The organism is Qipengyuania vulgaris (genome assembly GCF_009827325.1).
GTDB classification, from domain to species: Bacteria; Pseudomonadota; Alphaproteobacteria; order Sphingomonadales; family Sphingomonadaceae; genus Qipengyuania; species Qipengyuania vulgaris.
Window position 1 is genome coordinate 102893 of sequence record NZ_WTYC01000003.1, and the last position, 21192, is coordinate 124084.

The window sequence follows — 21192 nt, forward strand, 5'->3', positions numbered from 1 at the left end:
ATGGCGAAAAAACGCTCTCTCTTTTCACGCTGGTGGTTCTGGCTCGCCCTCGTCCTTCTGCTCGCGGCCGGTGCTGCATGGCTGGCCTATGGCGAAGCGGCGACCCGTACGGGCGAAACCGGGACAGCCTATGCCGCGCGAGTGGGCTGCTCTTGTCGTTTTGTCGCCGGACGCAGCCTCGAGGATTGCGCCAAGGACAAGCTGGAAGGCATGGAACTGGTGTCGCTGAGCGCGAACGAAACGACGAGGAGCGTTTCTGCCTCGATCCCCTTCATCGCTTCCGATACGGCGAGCTACCGCGAAGGTTATGGCTGCGTCCTGCAGAAGTGGGAAGACTAGGCCGCGCAGCCCGTGGTCGAATCGATCCAGCCGCCACCGATCACGCGGTCTCCGGCATAGATCACTGCCGCCTGCCCGGGCGCGACACCATATTCGGGTGTTTCGAACCGGATGGTCGTCGATTCCCCGCTGCCAAGCGGACCGTCCAAAATGATCGGCACAGGCTTGGCGAGGCTGCGGACCTTGGCGGTCAGCTGGACATCGGGTAGCGGGCCGATGCGGTTGGTTTCGACAAGACTGACCTCGTCTACCGCCAGCATGTGCTTGGGCCCGACTTTCACCAGTGCTTCGGCAGCGTCGATGCCGACGACATATAGCGGTTCGGGCTGTCCGCCGATGTCCAGGCCGCGGCGCTGGCCGACGGTGTAGTGGATCACGCCGCGATGTTCGCCCAGTTCCTCGCCAGTGGAAGCATGTACGATCGCGCCCGGACGCGCGCCTTCAGGGCGCATTTTCTTGACGATCTTCGCATAATCGCCGTCGGGTACGAAGCAGATATCCTGGCTGTCGGGCTTGGCGGCATTGCGCAGGCCAGCTGCCACGGCCAGTTCGCGCACCTCGCTTTTCGGCAATCCGCCCAGCGGGAAACGCAGGTAACCGAGCTGGTCCTCGGTCGTTGCGTAAAGGAAATAGGACTGGTCGCGCGCAGGATCGGTTGCTCGGTGAAGTTCTGCGCCTGCGGGACCCATCAGCCGCTGGACGTAATGACCCGTGGCAAGACAGTCTGCGCCGAGCTCGCGGGCCATGGCAAACAGGTCGGTAAACTTGGGCCCCATATTGCAGCGGATGCAGGGGACGGGCGTGCGGCCGGCTAAATATTCATCGGCGAAGGTTTCGACCACTTCCTCGCGGAATGCGCTTTCATGGTCCGAGACGTAATGCGCAATGCCCAGCCGGTCGGCCACGGCGCGCGCATCGGCGATGTCGTCGCCAGCGCAGCATGCACCCTTGCGGCCCGTTGCCGCCCCATAATCGTACAGCTGGAGAGTGATGCCGATGACTTCGGCGCCGCTCTTCGCTGCCAGCGCCGCGACAACGGAAGAATCCACGCCGCCCGACATCGCCACCACTATCCGGCTTTCGGGCGCAGGTTTTTCAAGGTCAAACAGCCCGGCGGCGCTGGCCGGGTCGAGGAGGCGGGATTCGGGCATGGGCGCGCCCATACACGTCCTCGCGCCTCGTCTCCAGTACTTCCCGGACGACGCCGCAAAACATGATTCACACACCCTTTACCATGTAACCCTATCAAGGAATGCATGTTTGAGGGGCAAATCAACAAGAAGACGGTGGGGGAGTCTCGTGAAAGCGAGGTTTTGCACCAGTTTCGCTGGACCGAGCTGGTCGCGAAATTATCCGCGACTCGCGAATTGCGCGAAGAACTCTCCAAAGGTGAAAGCGGGGGCTTCGAGGCCTTTGGTGAAGCCCGCCGCGAAAAAGATGGAGAAAGTAAACGGACCGTTAACCAAAACGGTTTAGCGCATGGCAAATCGGAGGCGTTAGGTCAGGGCCGAGCCGCAAGTGGTGCGGTGCAAGGCGACCGAGAGAAATAGATGATCGAAAACCAGGACATCCGCCCTGCACAGGTAATCGGCCCGCTTGGCGAGCCGCTGACCGTGGAGGATTTGCCGTCGCCTTCGACAAAGCGCTGGGTCGTGCGCCGCAAGGCCGAGGTGGTTGCGGCTGTCAATGGCGGTCTCCTGAGTATCGATGATGTTCTCGAACGCTATGGCCTCACCTTGGAGGAGTTCGCTTCCTGGCAGCGTGCGGTCGACCGGTCGGGCATGCAGGGCCTCCGCGTCACCCGCATCCAGCACTATCGCGACCTGTACGAGCGCCAGTTCAAGTACTGATACGGACGGGCTCGCCCCTGGCGGGAACCAAAACCTCCTGAATCCGCTGACTTCCTATCCCCATGCAGAAGGGGAACCCCCGCTTATGCTGTCCGTTCTGGGGGCATAGGGTCGGATGGGAGTCTAACAGGAGGTTTTGCAATGGGTTGGATTATCGCAATTATCGTCGGCGGCGTGGCCGGCTGGCTCGCAAGTTTGGTCATGGCGCGTGATGCTTCGATGGGCATTTTCTGGAATATCATCGTCGGTATCGTCGGCGCACTTATCGGCAACTTCCTTGCTGGCGCGCTATTCGGGATCGAAGGCAGCATACAGAGCTTCAACTTGACCGGTTTCATTATCGCGATCGTCGGCGCCATCGTATTGCTCGCTATCGCCAACCTCGTCCAGCGAGGCCGCGTGCGGTAAATACAGCGCAACTAGTTTCGATGAATTGGGCGGTGCAGCGTTGGCTGCGCCGCCCTTTTTCATGCCCCACGAGGCCCGAAGGCCACAATAGTGCGTCATTCGTCCATCCAACTGCCACTCCGGTCGAGTGAAAGATTGCCCCGCTTCGGCGCGTGCATTACTAGGAAAATCGCAGACTTGCGCTTTGTGGTTTACTTAACTAATACACCGAACAATCGAAGTCGTTGCCAGACGGGGCACCAAGAATGACGTATGAATCCGAGATCATGGCGAAAAAGGGGGAAGCGGTTAACGTTTCGCTGGACGGTGAAACCGTAATCGAAGAGCGCGGCGGCCGTAGCCGCAAGCGCCTCTACATCGTCATCGCCCTAATCGTGCTCGCAGCCATCGTCGCTGCCTATCTTTTGCTCACGGCTGGTGCCGAAGAGGAGGCTGTCGATACCGGCGCCCAGGCCCCTGCGATCACCGTCGTCTCCCCCGGGCGGACCACCGTCGCAGGAGAAATCGTGGCGACAGGCGTGCTCGCAGCGCGCCGGGATGCACCCGTTGGCGTTGTCGGCGAAGGCGGCAGGGTCGTCTCGATTCCTGTCGAAGCCGGCGACTGGGTTCGCCAAGGACAGGTCCTCGCCGTCATCGACCGTTCGGTCCAGTCACAGCAGGCGCATGCCGCATCCGCGCAGATCCAGGTTGCCCGGGCCGACGCAGAGCTTGCGCAGGCCAATCTCGATCGCGCCCTGCAACTTGTCGAGCGCGGCTTCGTCTCGCAAGCCGATGTCGATCGCCTGACTGCAACCCGTGACGCTGCCGCGGCCCGTGTCCAGGTGGCGCGCGCGCAGCTCGATGAACTGCAGGCCCGCAATGCGCGGCTCAATATCGTCGCCCCCTCCGCAGGACTGTTACTCGAACGCAATGTAGAGGTCGGTGCGACGGTTTCGGCCGGGTCCGGACCTCTGTTTCGCCTCGCCCGCGGCGGGGAGATCGAAATGCTCGCCCAAGTTGGCGAGGAACAGCTTACCAAGCTGCGCGCCGGAGTTTCAGCCGAAGTGACGCCGGTGGGTTCCGACCAGACATTTACTGGACAGGTATGGCAGGTGGCCCCGACCATCGATGCCCAGAACCGGCAGGGGACGGCGCGGATCGCGCTTTCCTACGATCCCGCCCTGCGTCCCGGCGGCTTTGCCACGGCCCGCATCCTTAGCGGCACCACAACCGCTCCGCTATTGCCCGAAAGCGCCGTGCTGTCGGATGATGATGGCAGCTTCGTTTACGTGGTGGACGCCGAGAACAAGGTCCAACGCAGGCCGGTGAGAACCGGAATGGTCACCAGCGAAGGTGTCGTGATCGAGAGCGGCATCACCGGCAACGAGAAGATCGTACTGCGCGCCGGCGGCTTCCTCACCGAGGGCGAAACGGTCAATCCGCGCACGGCCGGGCAATAGGGGGCCTGCAATGAACTTCCGCAACCTTTCCGCGTGGTCGATCCGCAATCCTGTAATTCCCTTGGTTGCCTTCACCGCTCTGCTGCTGGCCGGCATTCTGAGCTTCGCGCGGATGGATGTGGTCAACAATCCGGATATCGAGTTCCCGGCGGTCAACATCACGATTTCGCAGCCCGGCGCTGCCCCGACCGAAATTGAGAACCAGATCACCCAGCGTGTCGAATCGGCGGTCCGTTCGGTTTCCGGGGTGAACAAGATTACCTCGACTGCTCGTGAAGGCAGTTCGAACACCTTCGTCGAATTCGAGATCGGCACCGATCCGAACGACGCCGTGTCCGAGGTGAAGAACGCGATCGACGGGGTGCGCGGAAGCTTGCCCGAAGGGATTCTCGAACCGCGTATCGAGAAGGTCGATGTCGCTGGGGGCTTCCTGGGGATTTACGCCGTCGAAGCGAGCGACATGACGATCGAGCAGCTTAGCTGGTTCATCGACGATACCGTTGCCAAGCGCCTGCTGTCGATCGAGGGCATGGCCGAAGCCGGACGCTTCGGCGGGGTCGACCGGGAAATCGAGGTCACGCTCGATCTCGCGAAGATGCAGGCTTACGGAGTGACGGCATCCGAGATCAACCAGGTGCTGCGGCGCGACAATCTCGATGCTGCAGGCGGCATGGCGGAAGTCGGCGGCACGCGCCAGTCGGTCCGCGTTCTCGGCAACACCGGAAGCGCGTTCGAACTCTCCCAGCGCCAGATCCGCCTTGCGGACGGCACGACGCTCAGACTGGGCGATGTTGCTACTGTGAGCGACGGCTATTCGGAACGCACGTCGATTTCCAAGGTTCGCAATCAGGAAGTCGTGAACTTCTACATGAGCCGCGCCAAGGGCGCTTCGGACGTTACGGTCTATGAAGACGCGCAGGAGCTCATTGCGGAAATCGAGGCCGAAAACCCCGATGTCCGCTTCATCCAGCTGTTCGATACGGTCAAATATACCAAGGACCAGTATTCCAGTTCGATCGCCGCGATGATCGAAGGCGCGATCCTGGCGGTCGTGGTGGTGTTCTTCTTCCTGCGCGACTGGCGGGCGACCTTCATCTCTGCCGTCGCCATCCCGCTGTCCGCAATCCCGACATTCTGGTTCATGGATCTGCTCGGGTTCAATCTGAACTTCCTGTCGCTACTCGCGCTCGGGCTCGTGGCGGGTGTGCTGGTCGATGATGCTATCGTCGAGATCGAGAACATCGTCAGACACATGCGCATGGGTAAATCCGCCTATCAGGCCTCGATCGATGCGGCGGATGAAATCGGCCTGCCGGTTGTCGCAACGAGTTTCTGCATCGTCGCGGTCTTCCTGCCGGTCGGCCTGATGCCGGGCGTGACGGGCCAGTTCTTCAAGAATTTTGGTCTGACCGTAGTCATCGCGGTGCTGATGAGCCTTGCTGTCGCACGCATGATCACGCCGATGCTGTCGGCTTATTTTCTCAAGGCGCACGGCCATGCGGAACACGGCGAAGGCAAGTGGATGGACCGCTATATGCGTGTGCTCCATTGGTCGCTCGAGCGCGGCAAAATGCGTACACGGCGCGAGGGTCTGCCGGGGCCAAAGCGTCGCTGGACCTATGCATTGTCGCTGCTGCTTGTCGTGTTCGCCTTGCTGGGTATTTCCGGCGCTGCGGTTTTCATGACCTTCAATGCGATCGACGGATTGCAGATACCTCAGACGCTGGCCAATGCCGTGGCGGCAGACGGTTTCCTGCACGATCTGGTGATGCGTCCGCTGCAGATAATCCAACTCGCAGTGGCTACCGCAGTCGGTTTTGCGCTGGTGTTGGGTTTCCTGAAAGTTCTTGGCTTCCTCACCCGTGTGATTGGCGAACGGCTGAGCCAGAGCTGGCGCTATCTAGAAGCGCGCTTCTACGATCATCGGGTCTGGATGCTTGGCGTCGGCTGGTTTTCATTCCTATTGACGATCCTGCTGTTCACGCAGACGCCGTTCCAGTTCAATCCCGAGATCGACGACGAGAATGTGCAGGTCGCGATCGAAATGGTACCCGGCACGACGCTGGAAACCACAGAGCGGGTGGCCGATAGGGTAGCGGCGCTGCTCTATGACCAGCAGGAGGTCCTGCGTGTCCTCGAACGCGTTCAGGAAGGCCAAGCGACCCTTTACGTGACCTTGAAAGAGGATCGCGAGCGTCCGTCATACGAGTTCACCAGAGCACTCGCGCCGGAACTGGCTCTGATTCCCGATGCCCGGGTCCGCTGGAATTCGATGGGCGGTCCTGGCGGCGGTGGCAGCGGGCGCGATCTGACAATCATGCTCGCCGGTTCCGATCCGGAACTTCTCAGCGACACCGCTTCGAAGGTGGTCGAGGAAATGAAGGGCCTCTCCACCGTGGTCGCGCCGCGTATCACGGCCGACGTCCCGCGGCCCGAGATCATCATCCGCCCGCGTACCGCATTGCTAGCCGACCTTGGTGTATCGACCGCCGCGATGAGCCAGGCGATCCGTATCGCGACGATGGGTGAAATCGAACAGAACGCAGCGAAATTCTCGCTTTCCGATCGTCAGATTCCTATCACCGTTCGCCTTCCGGAAGGCGCGCGCGAGGATATTACAACGATCGAGAACCTGCCGGTGCCGACGGCCAACGGTTCGTCGGTCCCTCTCGGCCGGATTGCTGACATAACCTTCGGCTCGGGCCCGACGACGATCCAGCGCTACAACCAGAACCGGCGTGTCTTCATCGGGGCCGACCTTGCCAGCGACGTGTTGCGCGGCAACGCGATGGAGCAGGTCGACGCTCTGCCGACCCTCGCCAACCTGCCGCAAGGCGTGATCCGCGACCAGGTTGGTGAAGACGAAATGCAGCAGGAACTGATGGCGAATTTCTCCGTCGCCCTGCTCGCAGGTATTCTCCTCGTCTTTGCGGTGCTGGTCCTGCTCTACAAGCGCCTGATGAGTCCGCTGGTCAATATGACCTCACTCGCACTCGCGCCCCTCGGCGGGATATTCCTGGTCTGGATCGTGGGTCAGCCGCTCTCCATGCCAGTGCTGATCGGGGTCTTGCTGCTCCTGGGGATCGTCTCGAAGAACTCCATCCTGCTGATCGACTTCGCAATCGAGGCAATGGACGCCGGGCAGAGCAAGATGGAAGCCATCATCGACGCCGGGCACAAGCGCGCACAGCCCATCGTCATGACCACCGTCGCGATGACCGCAGGGATGGTGCCCACTGCGCTGAGCCTTTCGGGCGACGGCGCATGGCGTGCGCCGATGGGGACGGTGGTGATCGGCGGTCTGATCCTTTCCACACTCCTGACGCTGCTTATCGTCCCCGCCGGGTTCAGTCTGGCGGACGGATTCGAAAAGCGCGCCGGTCCGTGGATGCGCAACCGCTTCCTGACCTACCGCCCGGGTGACGAAGACGGCGTTCCGGGGGCAAAGGGCCACCAACCCGGGATCGAACCGGCAGAGTAAGCGTCGCCTAGGGTATGGCGGGCACATTCGATAGACTGGCAGGATTAAGCGTAGCGCCGCTCCCGCCTGATCGCGCCCGCATCATGCGCCGTACCGCCACGGGCATGCTGGTGCTCATGGCGGCAATCTTCATTGCCTCCGGCCGCTGGCTCGATGTGCATCCTGCCTGGGGTTACGTCCATGCGTTCGCCGAAGCAGCGATGGTGGGCGGCCTTGCCGACTGGTTTGCGGTGACCGCGCTGTTCCGCCGCCCACTCGGCCTGCCGATCCCGCACACTGCGATCATCCCGGAAAACAAGGACCGTATCGCGGATACGATGGCGGGCTTCCTGCGCGAGAACTTCCTGACGCCGCAGGTCGTCGCCCGACGTATGGGGTCCATGAACCTGGCCTCGGCGGTGGGGAGCTATCTGGCCGACCCAAAAGCGGCTCGCGATTCGCGCGTCCGTGCCGGTGCTGGCGAACTTGCGGTCGAAGTGCTGGAATCGCTCGATCCCGACCGGCTGGGAACGCAAGTCCGTTCCGGGCTCGCGGCGCAGATCGAGAAGCTGGAAGTCTCGCCGCTGCTCGGCAGCATGCTGGATGCGATGATCGAGGACGGGCGGCACAAGGTGCTGATCGACAAGATCATCCGCTGGGCAGGCCTCGTGCTCGAGGACAACGAGCAGATGGTTCGCGACATGGTCCACAACCGGGCCAACGCGGTCCTTCGCTTCACCGGTCTGGACGAAAGGGTTGCGAATTCGGTTCTCGACGGCCTCTACAAGCTTCTGGCCGAAGTGCTGGTGGATCCGGAGCACCCCCTGCGCAACAAGATCGAGGAAGGCCTCCAGGAACTCGCCCGCGGTCTGCGCGAGGATCCGGAGATGCAGGCGCGGGTCGAGCGCATGAAGGTCGAACTGGTAAACAATCCGGCGATCGCGGACTGGTGGCAGTCGGTCTGGGAGCGCATCCGCGCGCGGCTCATCAGGAGCATTCGCGAAAGCGGCGGCGCAGGTGGCGGATACCTTGGCGAGACCTTGGCCGAACTCGGCGGCGCCCTACGCGATGACATCCGCTTGCAGCAGCAGGTCAACCGCTTCGCCCGCCGGACCGCCGTGGGCGTGGCAACGCGCTATGGTGACCAGATCGTTCAGTTGGTCAGCGAAACCGTCCGCCGCTGGGATGCGACTACGCTGACTGGTCGTGTGGAAAGCGCCGTGGGTCGCGATCTCCAGTTCATCCGGATCAACGGAACACTGGTGGGCGGCCTGGTCGGCGTCACCATTCACGTTCTCACTGAAGTCTTCGGCTGAGCGGAACCAGTCCGTTGCCTTACGAGGCGAGAAAAAGAACGCGGTTGGCCGAGTACGATTTTACGGCTTCTCCCGCGGCATTGCGGGCTGGTTCAAACCGTGCGTTGCGTGTGAATCCATCACAAACTGATTCCGAGAATGCCGGATCGGAATAGTTCGACTGGATCACGCAGTCCGTTACGCGGCCTTTTTCATTGATGGCCAAACGGTACCCAATACTGCCCGACAGTCCCTTGCGCATAGCCATGGTCGGGTAAACGCCGCCCCGGAACCAGTCACTCATGTCACCCTTGGCCTTCGGTCTCGTGGCAAGAGATCTCTGCACCTCCGGGTCGTAGCCCCAACTCCTTACCAGATCATCGAGGCAGACATCCATGGCCTCCAACCCCTGCCCGAAGCCGGTAAAGTGAAGAACCACAGGATCTGAGCGACCGACAGATATCGTTAGACTTTCGGTCCTTTCCGCGATTGCGGTTTCGACCTCTCTCAACGCCGGTGGGGAGCTGTCTCGATCTGCGCGAGCTTCCAAAGTGTCGTCAGGAATAAGCTGCGCATGGAATTGCCATACCGTTCCGCCCTTGTCGGTATCACCAAACAGAACTCGCTCTTCCTCGATCTCGTCAGCGGGATCGAAACTGTAAGCGAAGGACCGGGAACGACCGGACTTGAGTGGTTTCCCGGACACCACAACTTCCATCGAGATACCTGGAGCGTATTTCGCGAGAACCAAAGTGACCTTGGATTCGCCTTGACCGAAGGTGCGGGCCAACCGGCATGCTTCATTGCCGTAGTCCAAATTCCAGCTCGAACTGGGTTCGAGGACCAGCGGCTCCTTTGCAGAACCTATTGTCGGCAGAGCGAACAGGTGAAGGCACAAAGGCCGGCTAATAGTGTCTTCAAGTTACGACCCCCGAAATTCAGGAGGTTAATATAAAGAAGGGGCGGCCAACCACAATAGGACAGCCGCCCCGTCATTCTGCAGAAGATAGCAATTATAGCTTTTCAGTGAGTTCCGGGACTGCCTTGTAGAGATCGGCGACCAGGCCGATGTCGGCGACCTGGAAGATCGGCGCGTCTTCGTCCTTGTTGATCGCGATGATTGTCTTGGAATCCTTCATGCCCGCAAGGTGCTGGATAGCGCCTGAAATGCCGATGGCGATGTAGACTTCCGGAGCCACGATCTTGCCGGTCTGTCCGACCTGGTAATCGTTCGGTACGTAACCCGCATCGACCGCGGCCCGCGAAGCGCCGATGCCTGCGCCGAGTTTGTCTGCCAGCGGCGTGATGACCTGCTCGAAGGTTTCCGCGTCCTTCAGCGCTCGGCCACCCGAAACGATGATCTTGGCGCTGGTGAGTTCGGGGCGGTCGCTCTCGGCGATTTCCTGGCTGACGAAGCTGGAAAGGCCTGCATCGGCCGGACCGGAAATTTCCTCGATAGTGCCCGAACCGCCTTCCGCTTCCGCCTTGTCGAAAGCGGTGCCGCGAACGGTGATGACGAGCTTTTCATCCGAGCTTTCCACCGTCGCGATGGCGTTCCCGGCGTAGATCGGCCGGGTGAAGGTCTTGTCGCCTTCCACCGAGAGGATGTCCGACACCTGCATCACGTCGAGCAGCGCGGCGACGCGCGGCGCGATGTTCTTGCCGGTGGTGGTGGCGGGTGCCACGAACGCATCGTGGTGGCCCATCTGGTCGGCAATCAGCGGCGCAACGTTTTCGGCCAGCGCATGCTCATAGGCAGCATCGTCTGCAAGGTGGACCTTGCCCACGCCCGCGACCTTCGCAGCCTGTTCGGCAACCGCGCGGCAGCCCGATCCGGCAACCAGCAGGTGCACTTCGCCCAGCTTGCCAGCGGCGGTTACCGCTGCAAGCGTGGCGTCCTTCATCTCGGCATTGTCGTGTTCGACCCACACCAGTGTCTTCATGTTCAAACCTCTAAGTCCGTTCGCCCTGAGCTTGTCGAAGGGCCGTACTTTTCTTCATCCGAGCGCCCGAAAGAAGGACGGTGCTTCGACAAGCTCAGCACGAACGGATGACGGGTGAATTCCTTATGCGATGCCCAACGCCTTGATCTTGGCGACCAGCGCATCGACGTCTTCGACCTTCACGCCTGCCTGGCGAACCGGCGGTTCCGAGACATTGGTAGTCTTCAGCCGCGGGGCCGTGTCGACGCCGTAATCGGACGGGCTCTTGGTATCGAGCGGCTTCTTCTTCGCCTTCATGATGTTCGGCAAAGAAGCATAGCGCGGTTCGTTCAGGCGCAAATCGGTGGTGACGATGGCCGGAAGCGTGAGCTTCACGGTCTCGAGACCGCCGTCGACTTCGCGCTTCACGGTGACGTGATCGCCTTCAACTTCGACCGTATTGGCGAAAGTGCCCTGCGGGCGGCCCATGAGGGCTGCGAGCATCTGGCCAGTCTGGTTCGAATCGTCGTCGATCGCCTGCTTGCCGAGCATCACGATGCCGGGCTCTTCCTCTTCGGCGATGGCCTTGAGGATCTTGGCAACCGCGAGAGGTTCGACCTCGTCATCGGTTTCTACCAGGATCGCGCGGTCGGCGCCCATGGCGAGCGCGGTGCGCAGGGTTTCCTGCGCCTTTGCCGGGCCGATGCTGACGGCCACGATCTCTTCCGCCTTGCCCGCTTCCTTGAGGCGGATGGCCTCTTCGACCGCGATTTCGTCGAAGGGGTTCATGCTCATCTTCACGTTGGCGAGGTCCACGCCCGAGCCATCGGCCTTCACGCGCGGTTTTACGTTGTAATCGATCACCCGCTTGACGGGGACGAGGATCTTCATCGGTGTTACCTTCCTCTCGATAGAAACTGTGGCGCACGCCTAGCTTGCGTTTACGTAAACGTCAAGTTGAGCAGGCCATGTAGCCTGCGCCCTCTGCCTGCTTCCTTGTCCGCAGAAATCCGCAGGTCAAGCGCGTCCGCCCATTCATCTTTACTATGGTTTGGCGGGCGAATAGTTTCAGGCGAACGGCGGGAGGTTGGCGATGCGCGTTTGGATGATGATTACGGCCCTGGCGGCAGCGCTGGCTACGCCGATAGCTGCGCAGGAAACCCGGGTCGCTCACGAAGGTCATGCAGCGCCGCCCGCCACGCTCGAACAGATGTCGTGGCTGGTGGGCCAGTGGAGCGGAGCCGGGATCGGCGATGCGCCTGCGTGGGAAAGCTGGCTGCCGCCCACCGGCGATACGATGGTCGGCACTTTCGTGCAGCAGACGGCAGGAGGCGGCATCCGCTTTACCGAACACCTCTACCTGATGGAGGAGGAAGGCACGCTGGTACTGCGCCTCAAGCACTTCAACGCCGATCTCACCGGGTGGGAAGACAAGGGCGACATGCTAACCTTCCCCCTTGTCGCAATTGAGGAATGCGCGGCGTACTTCAACGCCCTGACGCTGCGCTGCGATGGCGAGAACGGACTGCTTGCCGCTGTCCGCATGAAGAGCGACAGCGACGAAATTAGCGAACTCGTCTTCCGGTTCACCAAATCGGGTGACAGCGCGCCTCCCGTGTCGCGCTGTCCGGATGCGACCACGACGATCGAAATCAACCAATGCCTGATGGCTGTGGCCGGAAGGGCAGATGCGCGCCGGTCCGAATATCTCGAAGCGGTTCTGGCGGAGCGCAAGGACCGGCCCGATCTGGCGGAAAGCATCCGCGCCAGCGAAGCGGCATTCATCGCCTATCGCGACGCGGAGTGCGGCGCGGTCTATCAGGACTGGATCGACGGATCGATCCGCGGGGCCATGGCTGCTACATGCCGGATCGACATGACCGATGGGCGCACCCACCGGTTATGGCAAACCTGGCTGGCCGGAATGGAGCCATCCAGCGCTGTCCTGCCGGAGCCCGGCCCAACGAGCTAGACGGCGCCATCCGAAGCTGGATCAGGCCGCCTTCTTCACCTCTGCCACGATCTTGCGGGCGGCATCGCCCAGATCGTCGGCGCTGACGATCGGCAGGCCCGAATTGGCGAGGATGTCCTTGCCCTGCTGGACATTGGTGCCTTCGAGGCGGACAACGAGCGGAACAGAAAGATTCACTTCCTTGGCCGCCGCCACGATACCGTCGGCGATGATGTCGCACTTCATGATCCCGCCGAAGATGTTGACGAGGATGCCTTCCACCGCCGGGTCCTTCAGGATGATCTTGAACGCTGCCGTGACCTTTTCCTTGGTCGCGCCGCCGCCCACGTCGAGGAAGTTCGCCGGGAAGGCGCCGTTCAGCTTGATAATGTCCATCGTCGCCATGGCGAGGCCCGCACCATTGACCATGCAGCCGATGTTGCCGTCGAGCTTGATGTAGGCGAGGTCGTATTCGCTCGCTTCGACTTCGGCCGGGTCTTCCTCGGTCTCGTCGCGCATCGCTTCCACGTCCTTGTGGCGATAAAGCGCATTGCCGTCGAAGCTCATCTTGGTGTCGAGTACGAGGAGGTTGCCTTCCTTGTCTTCCACCAGCGGATTGATCTCGAGCATTTCCATGTCGAGGTCCATGAAGGCGGTGTAAAGCTGCTTGGCCAGCTTCTGGCACTGCTTGTTGGTATCGCCGGTCAGCTTGAGCGCGAAGGCAACTGCGCGTCCGTGGTGCGGCATGAAGCCCTGTGCCGGATCGATGGTAATCGTGGTGATCTTCTCGGGCGTTTCATGCGCCACGTCCTCGATATCCATGCCGCCTTCGGTGGAGGCGATCATCGCGACCTGCCCGCTCGCACGGTCGACCAGCATGGAGAGGTAATATTCCTTTTCGATGTCGACGCCGTCGGTGACGTAGAGGCGGTTGACCTGCTTGCCTTCGTCGCCGGTCTGGATCGTCACCAGCGTGTTGCCGAGCATCTCCTTGGCGTTGGCTTCAACCTCGTCGATGCTCTTCGACAGGCGGACGCCGCCCTTTGCATCGGGGCCGAGTTCCGTGAACTTGCCCTTTCCGCGCCCGCCGGCGTGGATCTGCGCCTTCACGACATAGAGCGGCCCGGGAAGCTGTTTCGCGCCCGCAACCGCTTCTTCGACGGTGAGTGCTGCGTGTCCTGCGGGAACGGCGATGCCGTATTTCGCGAGGAGTTCCTTGGCCTGGTATTCGTGAATGTTCATCGGGGTTCTCGTCCTTCGCGCAAAATGCGCGGTCTGGGGGGATGGGAATCTGCGCGTGCGCATAAGCATGTCTGGGCGCGCTTGAAAAGTGCGGTTTTCGGGTGCAGGTGCTCTCGCGCTCCATGATCGATAGCAAACGTCTCGAATCCATCGTCGCGCAGGCAGGCGAGATAGCGCTCGGACTCTGGCCGGGCGCGGGCGCGGAACTGGAGTCGTGGGAGAAGACGCCGGGAAGTCCGGTGTGCGAGGCCGATCTTGCCGTCGATGCCTTTCTGAAACGCGAACTGGGCGCTCTGCTGCCTTCGGCCGGATGGCTGTCTGAGGAAACCGCCGACGATCCGGAGCGGCTCGAACGCGATCTGATCTGGCTGGTCGATCCGGTGGACGGCACGCGCGATTTCATCCGCGGGCGCAAGGGCTGGGCGGTGTCGGTCGCCCTGATCAGCTCCGGCAGGCCGCTCATCGGTACGCTATGCGCGCCGGCACGCGGGGAGGTGTGGCAGGCCGTTGCAGGGCAGGGGGCAACACTCAACGGTTCGTCTATCGCTGCTTCGACACGCCAGAAGTTCGAAGGTGCTCGCGTGCCCGCCAACGATCTGATGAAGCAGGACCGGATATTGAACAAGGTCGAGCAGCCCAATTCCATCGCCCTCCGGATCGCCATGGTGGCGGACGACCGCGCCGATCTCGTCGCTACGCTGCGCTGGGGGTTCGAATGGGACATTGCCGCCGCCGGGCTGATCGCGCGCGAAGCGGGGGCTGCCGTGTCCGACAGTTTCGGGCGAAAGCTCGATTACAACAAGCGCGACCCGCGCGCCTTCGGCGTCATCGCCAGCGCGCCGGGAATCCATGCCGCCACGGTCGAACATCTTGCAGACCGGGCACGGCAGATCGCCAGTCCCTAGAACCCGGCGCACGAAAAAAGGGGCCGGGCTGAACCCGACCCCTTCATTTCGAACCGCGGTTCGATTTACTTCAGGTTACTGGCTCGCCTGAGCAGCTTCCACGTCATCCTGATCGAACGGGATGATCTTGATTTCGACACGGCGATTGAGCGGTTCGTTCACGCCGTCGGCGGTCTTGACCTTGAGATGCTCATACTGCTCGCCGTAACCCTGCCAGCGGATGCGCGAAGAACTCACGCCGCGGCTGATCAGGTAGTTGGCCACCGCCTGGGCGCGCTGTTCGGACAGGCGCTGGTTGAGATCGGTACCGCCGGTCGTGTCGGTATATCCGTACACGTCGATCAGGCTGTTGGGATACTGGACGAGGTTCGAAGCGACATTGTCCAGCGTGGCGCGGAAGGCCGAATTGATCGTAGCGCTGCCGGTGGCGAAGGTCACGCCGTCGGGCAGGTTGACGAGAATCGCGTTTCCGCCGTCGGTTTCGGTAACATCGACGCCCGAACCGGCGGTCTGTTCTTCCAGTTCCTTGATCTGCTGGTCCATGCGGTAGCCGACATAGCCGCCAGCTGCGCCGCCTGCGGCTGCGCCGATAATGCGTCCGGTCTTGCCGCCGATAACGCCGCCAAGAAGGCCGCCGGCAACAGCGCCGCCGACACCGCCGAGCACGGTGCGCGATACCTTGCGTTCACCGGTGTTGGGATCGGTGACACAGGCAGACGTGCCGAGCAGAGCGATGGAAGAAAGTCCTGCGAGGAAAAAGCGTGATGATTTCATGTTTTCATTCCCTTTCTGAGAGCTGGGCTGGATGGAGCTCTCCGGCCCCTGCCTCACCCGAACGCCATGGGACGCACCCACCAGCGTCTCTAGAGTGTTCCAACCATTGAATTCACAGCCTGTTCCGAGAGACGCTGGCAGAGCGGCGCTTTTGTGCTAGCGACGGGGCGTGACACCCTTTCCCTGGACCGACCTCCTCATCATCGCCGGATTGATCGTACTCAACGGCGTATTCGCCATGAGCGAACTGGCAATCGTATCTGCGCGCACCGGACGGCTGCGTTCGGCTGCCAATCGCGGGAGCACGAGCGCACAGACAGCGATCGAGCTGGCGGCCGATCCCGGCAAGTTCCTTTCCACCGTGCAGATCGGCATCACGCTGATCGGCATCATCAACGGCGCCTATTCCGGCGCGAGCCTTGGTGGTCCGGTGGGAGCACGTCTGGCAGCCCTCGGCCTGCCCGCGCAATGGGCGGAGGAAGCCGGTTTTGCCGCGGTAATCGCCGTGACAACCTATCTCAGTCTCGTCGTGGGCGAACTGGTGCCCAAGCAGGTCGCCTTGCGGCTGGCAGCACCGATCGCCATCGCCACGGCTCGCCCGATGGCGCTGCTGGCGCGCGTTGCCGCCCCGCTGGTCTGGCTGCTCGACGCCTCCTCGGGCCTGCTGATTCGCCTGCTCGGCGTGAAGCCGGAAGGCCAGAGCTCGATCACGGCGGAAGAACTGCACATGCTGTTCGCCGATGCGACCCGCAGCGGGGTGATCGAGAGCGAACAGCACCAGATGCTCGCGGGGGTTGTGCGCCTCGCCCAGCGCCCCGTGCGCGAGGTGATGACCCCGCGGACGGATCTCGACTGGATCGACGTCAATGCTGATGAAGAAGCGATCCGCGCGATGCTGGAAGAAAGCCCGCATTCGGTGTGGCCGGTGGCCGATGGGTCGCCTGACCGGGTCATGGGCCTCGTGCGCGTGCGCGAGGTGCTGGGGGCGATGCTGGCGGGCGAGGGCGTGATGCTCGAAACACTGATGAAGAAGGCCGAAGTCGTGCCCGACCAGCTCGATGCGGTGGACGCGCTTCGCGTACTCCAGCAGGCCGATATCGCCATGGCCATGGTGCATGACGAATACGGCCATCTGGACGGTGTCGTGACCCCGGTAGACCTGCTCACCGCGCTGGTCGGCGATTTCGCAAGCGATCAGGACCCGGACGATACGCCCGGCATCGTGGAGCGCGACGACGGCTCGCTGCTCGTGGCCGGATCGCTCTCGGCCGACGCACTCGCCGACCGGCTGGATCTCGACTATGGCGACGACCGCGAGTTCGCGACAGTCGCGGGCTTCTGCCTCGCGGTGATGAAGAAACTGCCCGCCGAAGGCGAATGGTTCGAAGAGCAGGGCTGGCGCTTCGAAGTCGTCGACCTGGACGAACGCCGCATCGACAAGGTGCTGGTCAGCGAAGTCGCGGGCAAGCCAAAGCGCGAAGTCTCAACAGACTAAACTAACGGGCTGCGCCTGACCGGGCCGGGGGAGGTCCGGCAAGGCCGACTGGCCGCACACCTAGCGAGGAAGAACCCGCAGAAGCGGGTTCGCGAAACAATCAGCCCGGAATTACGGCCTGCGCCGAAGCGCCGTCACCTTCGGGTGCGGCGATGATGTCGCGGGTCACACGGCCCTTGGCCACGGTGTTGGTTTCTTCCGAACCTACCTGCGAACGGATGCCCGGTTCGGCTGCACCGGCACGGTCGAGCGCGCTGGTTTCGACAGAGCTACGCTCCGCCGGGCCGCCGAACAGCGCTTCGAGCGTCTGTTCTGCCGCAGTCCCTTCCGCCGGGCGCGGCGCGCCGGGAGCGGGGGGAACGAGGTTGAAATCGGGCGGCACCACCAGCGGGGCCTGACGCTGCACGGCGAATTCATCGGGGCGTTCGCGGTTCAGGAAACCGCCGCCGCCGCATGCTGCCAGCATGCTGGAAACTGCGCCAAGAAGGGCGATACGGGTAAGGGTATTCATCAGTTGCTCTCCGCGGCATCTGCCGGTTTGCCGTGCATGAGGTCGTCGACCTCTTCATCGGCCTTGTCGCGCATGAAGAAGGCGCGGGCAAGGATTATCAGGACGCCGATGGTGATGGCCGCATCGGCGATGTTGAAGATCAGGAAGGGGCGGAATTCCCCGATATGGAGGTCGGCATAGTCGATGACATAGCCAAGCTCGTAGCGGTCCTTGATGTTGCCCAGCGCCCCACCGAGGATCATCGACAGGCCTAGGATATCACCCAGCGCCTTCTCGCGGAACATCCAGATGGTGACCACCAGCGCGATCAGCGCGGTGACGCCCACCAGGATCCAGCGCGATTCGAAGCTGTCGGCCTCGAACAGGCCCATCGATACGCCGAAATTCTGCGTCCAGCGCAGGTCGAAGAAAGGCAGCAGCTCGATGACCCGGACCTGCCGCAGCTGGAGCGGCTCGACCATGAGCCATTTCACATACTGGTCCGCGCCATAGATGGCGAAGGCGAGCGCGACGCCGATCAGGCGCATGCGAAGGAGCGGGTTCATGTCAGGCTGCATCCATCTGGGTGACGACATCCTCGCAGCGGTCGCACAGCGCCCCGTCCTCGGAAACCGAGGGCAGCAGGCGCCAGCAACGGCCGCATTTGTTTTCGTCTGTACGGGTAACGGACACCGCGTCGCTATCGCTCCGGGCGACTGACGCGGTGATGAACAGTTCGGCGAGATCCGCGTCGCTGAAGCCTTCGGGCGCCGCGCTGGCGGGGACCACGACATCGGCTTCGAGGCTGGAACGGATGGTCTTGTCGCGGCGCAGCGGCTCGATCGCCTCGGTCACGCGCTCACGCAGATCGCGCAGCTTTTCCCAGCGTGCGCCATCGGCAGTGACGCCCGGCACCTTGGGCCATTCGAGCAGGTGGACGCTGCCGCCTTCGGGATAGCGCGTGGTCCATACCTCCTCGGCGGTGAACACCAGAACCGGCGCGGCATAGCGTGCCAGCGCGTGGAACAGGATATCGAGCACGGTGCGATAGGCATTGCGGCGCGTACTGTCCGGCCCGTCGCAATAGAGGCAGTCCTTGCGGATATCGAAGTAGAAGGCCGACAGGTCCTCGTTGCAGAAATCCACCAGCAGGCGCGTGTAGGTGTTGAAGTCGTACGCCTCGAGCGCGGTCTTCAGCTTCCCGTCGAGATTCGCGAGCAGCGCGAGGACATAGACCTCCAGCTCGGGAATCTCGCCCGTATCGCCCATGTCACCGACGAAGCCATCGAGCGCGCCGAGAAGATAGCGGAAGGTGTTGCGCAGGCGCCTGTACTGGTCTCCCACGCCTTTGAGGATTTCATCGCCGATCCGGTGGTCTTCGGTGAAATCGACGCTCAGCGCCCACAGGCGGATGATGTCCGCGCCGTATTGCTCCATCACCTTCAGAGGATCGATGGTGTTGCCGAGGCTCTTCGACATCTTCTTGCCGTCGCTCGCCATGGTGAAACCGTGGGTCAGTACCGCGTCATAGGGCGCGCGGCCGCGGGTGGCGGAGCTTTCGAGCAGGGAGGACTGGAACCAGCCGCGATGCTGGTCGGAGCCTTCCAAGTAGAGGTCGGCGGGCCAGCGCTGGTCGGGCCAGCGGCCGCTTTCCAGCGTGAAGGCGTGGGTGCAGCCGCTATCGAACCAGACGTCGAGGATGTCGGTGACCATCTCGAACTCGGCCGGATCGTGGTCGGGACCGAGGAATTCGGCCTTGCGGCTTTCGTCCCACGCATCGACGCCCTGCTGCTTCACCGCTTCGATGACGCGGGCATTGACCTGCGGGTCCTGCAGATAGCTGCCGTCCTGCCGCACGAACAGCGTGATCGGCACGCCCCATGCGCGCTGGCGCGAAAGCACCCAGTCCGGACGGCCTTCGACCATCGAGCCGATGCGGCGGCGGCCCTTTTCAGGATAGAACTTCACGCGGCTGATCTCGCGCATGGCGATCTCGCGCAGGGTGGAGTGGTCCTTGCTGGCGAACATCGCCACGGCTGCGCCGAATCCTTCGGGCGCGGCCACGTCGAAATCGCCGGTGTCGAGCGGCTTGTCCATCGGCACGAACCACTGCGGCGTGCAGCGATAGATGACCTTGGCTTTCGACCGCCACGAATGCGGGTAGGAATGCTGGTAGTCGTCGCTCGCGGAAAGCAGCGCGCCCGCTTCGCGCAAATCCGAACAGATCGGCCCGTCGGGTGCGTTGAAGGCCTTGTTGATGACTGCGCGGCGGCGTTCGTCATCTCCGCCCAGCCACGGCCAGTCGTCGCGATAGCGCCCGTCGCCCATGACCGCGAACTGCGGCTCGATGCCGTTTGCGCGGCAGAGCAGGAAATCGTCCTCGCCATGGTCGGGCGACATGTGGACGAGGCCCGTACCGCTATCGGTGGTGACGAAATCGCCCGCGAGCAGCGGACGCGGGTTGGCGTAGAACCCGCCGAGATGGTGCATCGGGTGGCGGGCGATGGTTCCGGCGAGTTGTGCGCCTCCCTTGAAGTAGGTTTGCACCGCGTCGCTGTTCTCCCAGTCGCAACCGATGCGCTTGAGAAAGGTGGGAACAAGCTCGGTCGCAACCAATAGTTGCTTCCCCCGCCACCGCTCTAGGTTTGGCTTCTCATCGAATTCGCCGGTCTTTATTTCGAACAGCGAGTAATCAACGTCCGGCCCATAGGCCAAAGCCTGGTTCACCGGGATCGTCCACGGAGTAGTGGTCCAGATCACCGCATATGCACCGACCAGTTCCTCGATCGGGCTTTCCACGATCTCGAACGCCACGTCGATCTGGGTCGAGGTGATGTCCTCATATTCGACCTCGGCCTCGGCCAGGGCGGTCTCTTCCACCGGGCTCCACATCACCGGCTTCGACCCGCGATAGAGATTGCCCGCCTCGGCGAACTTCATCAGTTCGGCAACGATGGTCGCCTCGCTCTCCGCCTGCATGGTCAGATACGGACTGTCGAAATCCGCCATCAGGCCGAGCCGCTTCAGCTGCTCGCGCTGAACATCGACCCATTTCTGCGCATATTCGCGGCATTCCTGCCGGAATTCGGCTGCGGGGACGGCCTTCTTGTCCTTCTTCTTCTTGCGGTACTGTTCCTCGACCTTCCATTCGATGGGCAGGCCGTGGCAGTCCCAGCCGGGCACGAAGGGTGCGTCCTTGCCGAGCAGGCTCTGGCTGCGCACCACCATGTCCTTCAGGATGCGGTTCAGCGCATGGCCGATGTGCATGTCGCCATTGGCATAGGGCGGGCCGTCGTGAAGGATGAACTTTTCGCGGCCGGAGCGCTCTTTGCGCAGCTGCTCGTACAGCTTTTTTTCCTGCCAGCGCGCAAGGATCTGCGGCTCCTTCTGCGGGAGGCCGGCCTTCATCGGAAAATCGGTCTTGGGAAGGAAGACCGTGTCCCGGTAATCGCGCTGTGTCTGGTCGCTTTCTGGCATAGGGTGCCGCCGCTAGAGGAATTGCGCGCCGTAGGAAAGTGTTTCGCGCGTGGGTTTAGACACGACAAGCTCTCTCTCGTCGCGCCGGCCCCCGAGCCGGGGCAGTGCTGCCTTTCGACAGTGCAGCAAAAGTAAGCACCACTCC

19 protein-coding genes are annotated in these 21192 nt (G+C 62.4%); 10 read left to right on the forward strand and 9 right to left on the reverse strand.

Annotation, left to right across the window (positions count from 1 at the left end; genetic code table 11):
• The gene (locus tag GRI69_RS07305; protein ID WP_160727613.1) at window positions 1-339 is read left to right on the forward strand and encodes a hypothetical protein; all 339 of its coding nucleotides are present in this window, start codon (window positions 1-3) and stop codon (window positions 337-339) included.
• Here GRI69_RS07305 and mnmA read toward each other — a convergent pair.
• Window positions 336-1490: a tRNA 2-thiouridine(34) synthase MnmA gene (mnmA, locus tag GRI69_RS07310; RefSeq protein WP_160727614.1), complete on the reverse strand. Its 1155-nt coding sequence runs from the start codon at window positions 1488-1490 to the stop codon at window positions 336-338. The genes GRI69_RS07305 and mnmA overlap by 4 nt on opposite strands.
• Window positions 1491-1595: 105 nt before the next feature.
• On the opposite strand from mnmA, the gene GRI69_RS07315 reads away from it, so the two are divergent.
• From GRI69_RS07315 to GRI69_RS07340, 6 genes are all read left to right on the forward strand, one after another.
• Window positions 1596-1889: a hypothetical protein gene (locus tag GRI69_RS07315; RefSeq protein WP_160727615.1), complete on the forward strand. Its 294-nt coding sequence runs from the start codon at window positions 1596-1598 to the stop codon at window positions 1887-1889.
• Entirely contained in the window at window positions 1890-2189 is a 300-nt protein-coding gene (gene sciP / locus GRI69_RS07320; protein WP_160727616.1) for a CtrA inhibitor SciP, read from the forward strand.
• Between the two features lie 141 nt (window positions 2190-2330).
• Window positions 2331-2597 (forward strand): GlsB/YeaQ/YmgE family stress response membrane protein, encoded by a 267-nt coding sequence (locus tag GRI69_RS07325; RefSeq protein ID WP_160727617.1) that lies wholly within the window; start codon window positions 2331-2333, stop codon window positions 2595-2597.
• Between the two features lie 245 nt (window positions 2598-2842).
• The gene (locus GRI69_RS07330) at window positions 2843-4036 is read left to right on the forward strand and encodes an efflux RND transporter periplasmic adaptor subunit (RefSeq protein WP_160727618.1); all 1194 of its coding nucleotides are present in this window, start codon (window positions 2843-2845) and stop codon (window positions 4034-4036) included.
• Between the two features lie 10 nt (window positions 4037-4046).
• Window positions 4047-7517, forward strand: a complete 3471-nt coding sequence (locus GRI69_RS07335) for an efflux RND transporter permease subunit (RefSeq protein WP_160727619.1) — start codon at window positions 4047-4049, stop codon at window positions 7515-7517.
• An 83-nt stretch (window positions 7518-7600) separates the two neighbouring features.
• Window positions 7601-8812 (forward strand): DUF445 domain-containing protein, encoded by a 1212-nt coding sequence (locus GRI69_RS07340; protein WP_160727855.1) that lies wholly within the window; start codon window positions 7601-7603, stop codon window positions 8810-8812.
• A gap of 19 nt (window positions 8813-8831) precedes the next feature.
• Here GRI69_RS07340 and GRI69_RS07345 read toward each other — a convergent pair whose 3' ends face one another.
• From GRI69_RS07345 to GRI69_RS07355, 3 genes are all read right to left on the reverse strand, one after another.
• On the reverse strand, window positions 8832-9581 hold the full coding sequence (locus tag GRI69_RS07345; RefSeq protein WP_160727620.1) for a TonB family protein: 750 nt from the start codon (window positions 9579-9581) through the stop codon (window positions 8832-8834).
• Between the two features lie 223 nt (window positions 9582-9804).
• A complete protein-coding gene (locus tag GRI69_RS07350; protein WP_160727621.1) occupies window positions 9805-10734 on the reverse strand; it encodes an electron transfer flavoprotein subunit alpha/FixB family protein in 930 nt (309 codons plus the stop codon).
• Between the two features lie 123 nt (window positions 10735-10857).
• The gene (locus GRI69_RS07355) at window positions 10858-11604 is read right to left on the reverse strand and encodes an electron transfer flavoprotein subunit beta/FixA family protein (protein ID WP_160727622.1); all 747 of its coding nucleotides are present in this window, start codon (window positions 11602-11604) and stop codon (window positions 10858-10860) included.
• Window positions 11605-11818: 214 nt separating this feature from the next.
• Here GRI69_RS07355 and GRI69_RS07360 point away from each other — a divergent pair, with 214 nt between their 5' ends.
• Entirely contained in the window at window positions 11819-12685 is an 867-nt protein-coding gene (locus GRI69_RS07360) for a DUF6265 family protein (protein WP_237452996.1), read from the forward strand.
• A gap of 21 nt (window positions 12686-12706) precedes the next feature.
• Here GRI69_RS07360 and sucC read toward each other — a convergent pair whose 3' ends face one another.
• On the reverse strand, window positions 12707-13906 hold the full coding sequence (gene sucC, locus GRI69_RS07365; protein ID WP_160727624.1) for an ADP-forming succinate--CoA ligase subunit beta: 1200 nt from the start codon (window positions 13904-13906) through the stop codon (window positions 12707-12709).
• A gap of 122 nt (window positions 13907-14028) precedes the next feature.
• Between sucC and GRI69_RS07370 the strand changes: the two genes are divergently transcribed.
• Window positions 14029-14811, forward strand: a complete 783-nt coding sequence (locus GRI69_RS07370; RefSeq protein ID WP_160727625.1) for a 3'(2'),5'-bisphosphate nucleotidase CysQ — start codon at window positions 14029-14031, stop codon at window positions 14809-14811.
• 75 nt (window positions 14812-14886) lie between these two features.
• Here GRI69_RS07370 and GRI69_RS07375 read toward each other — a convergent pair whose 3' ends face one another.
• Complete coding sequence (locus GRI69_RS07375) at window positions 14887-15585, reverse strand: YiaD family glycine zipper/OmpA-like lipoprotein (RefSeq protein ID WP_160727626.1); 699 nt, start codon at window positions 15583-15585, stop codon at window positions 14887-14889.
• A gap of 169 nt (window positions 15586-15754) precedes the next feature.
• Between GRI69_RS07375 and GRI69_RS07380 the strand changes: the two genes are divergently transcribed.
• Window positions 15755-17080: a CNNM domain-containing protein gene (locus GRI69_RS07380; RefSeq protein WP_160727627.1), complete on the forward strand. Its 1326-nt coding sequence runs from the start codon at window positions 15755-15757 to the stop codon at window positions 17078-17080.
• Between the two features lie 100 nt (window positions 17081-17180).
• Here the strand turns inward: GRI69_RS07380 and GRI69_RS07385 are convergent, their stop codons facing one another.
• Genes GRI69_RS07385 through ileS form a run of 3 tightly spaced genes read right to left on the reverse strand, consistent with a single transcriptional unit; the run spans window position 17181 to window position 21047 of the window.
• Entirely contained in the window at window positions 17181-17591 is a 411-nt protein-coding gene (locus GRI69_RS07385) for a DUF3035 domain-containing protein (RefSeq protein WP_160727628.1), read from the reverse strand.
• Window positions 17591-18136, reverse strand: coding sequence for a signal peptidase II (gene lspA, locus GRI69_RS07390; RefSeq protein WP_160727629.1), 546 nt, complete (start codon window positions 18134-18136; stop codon window positions 17591-17593). Before lspA ends, GRI69_RS07385 begins: the two co-directional genes overlap by 1 nt.
• A gap of 1 nt (window position 18137) precedes the next feature.
• Entirely contained in the window at window positions 18138-21047 is a 2910-nt protein-coding gene (gene ileS, locus GRI69_RS07395) for an isoleucine--tRNA ligase (RefSeq protein WP_160727630.1), read from the reverse strand.
• Window positions 21048-21192 lie beyond the last annotated feature (145 nt).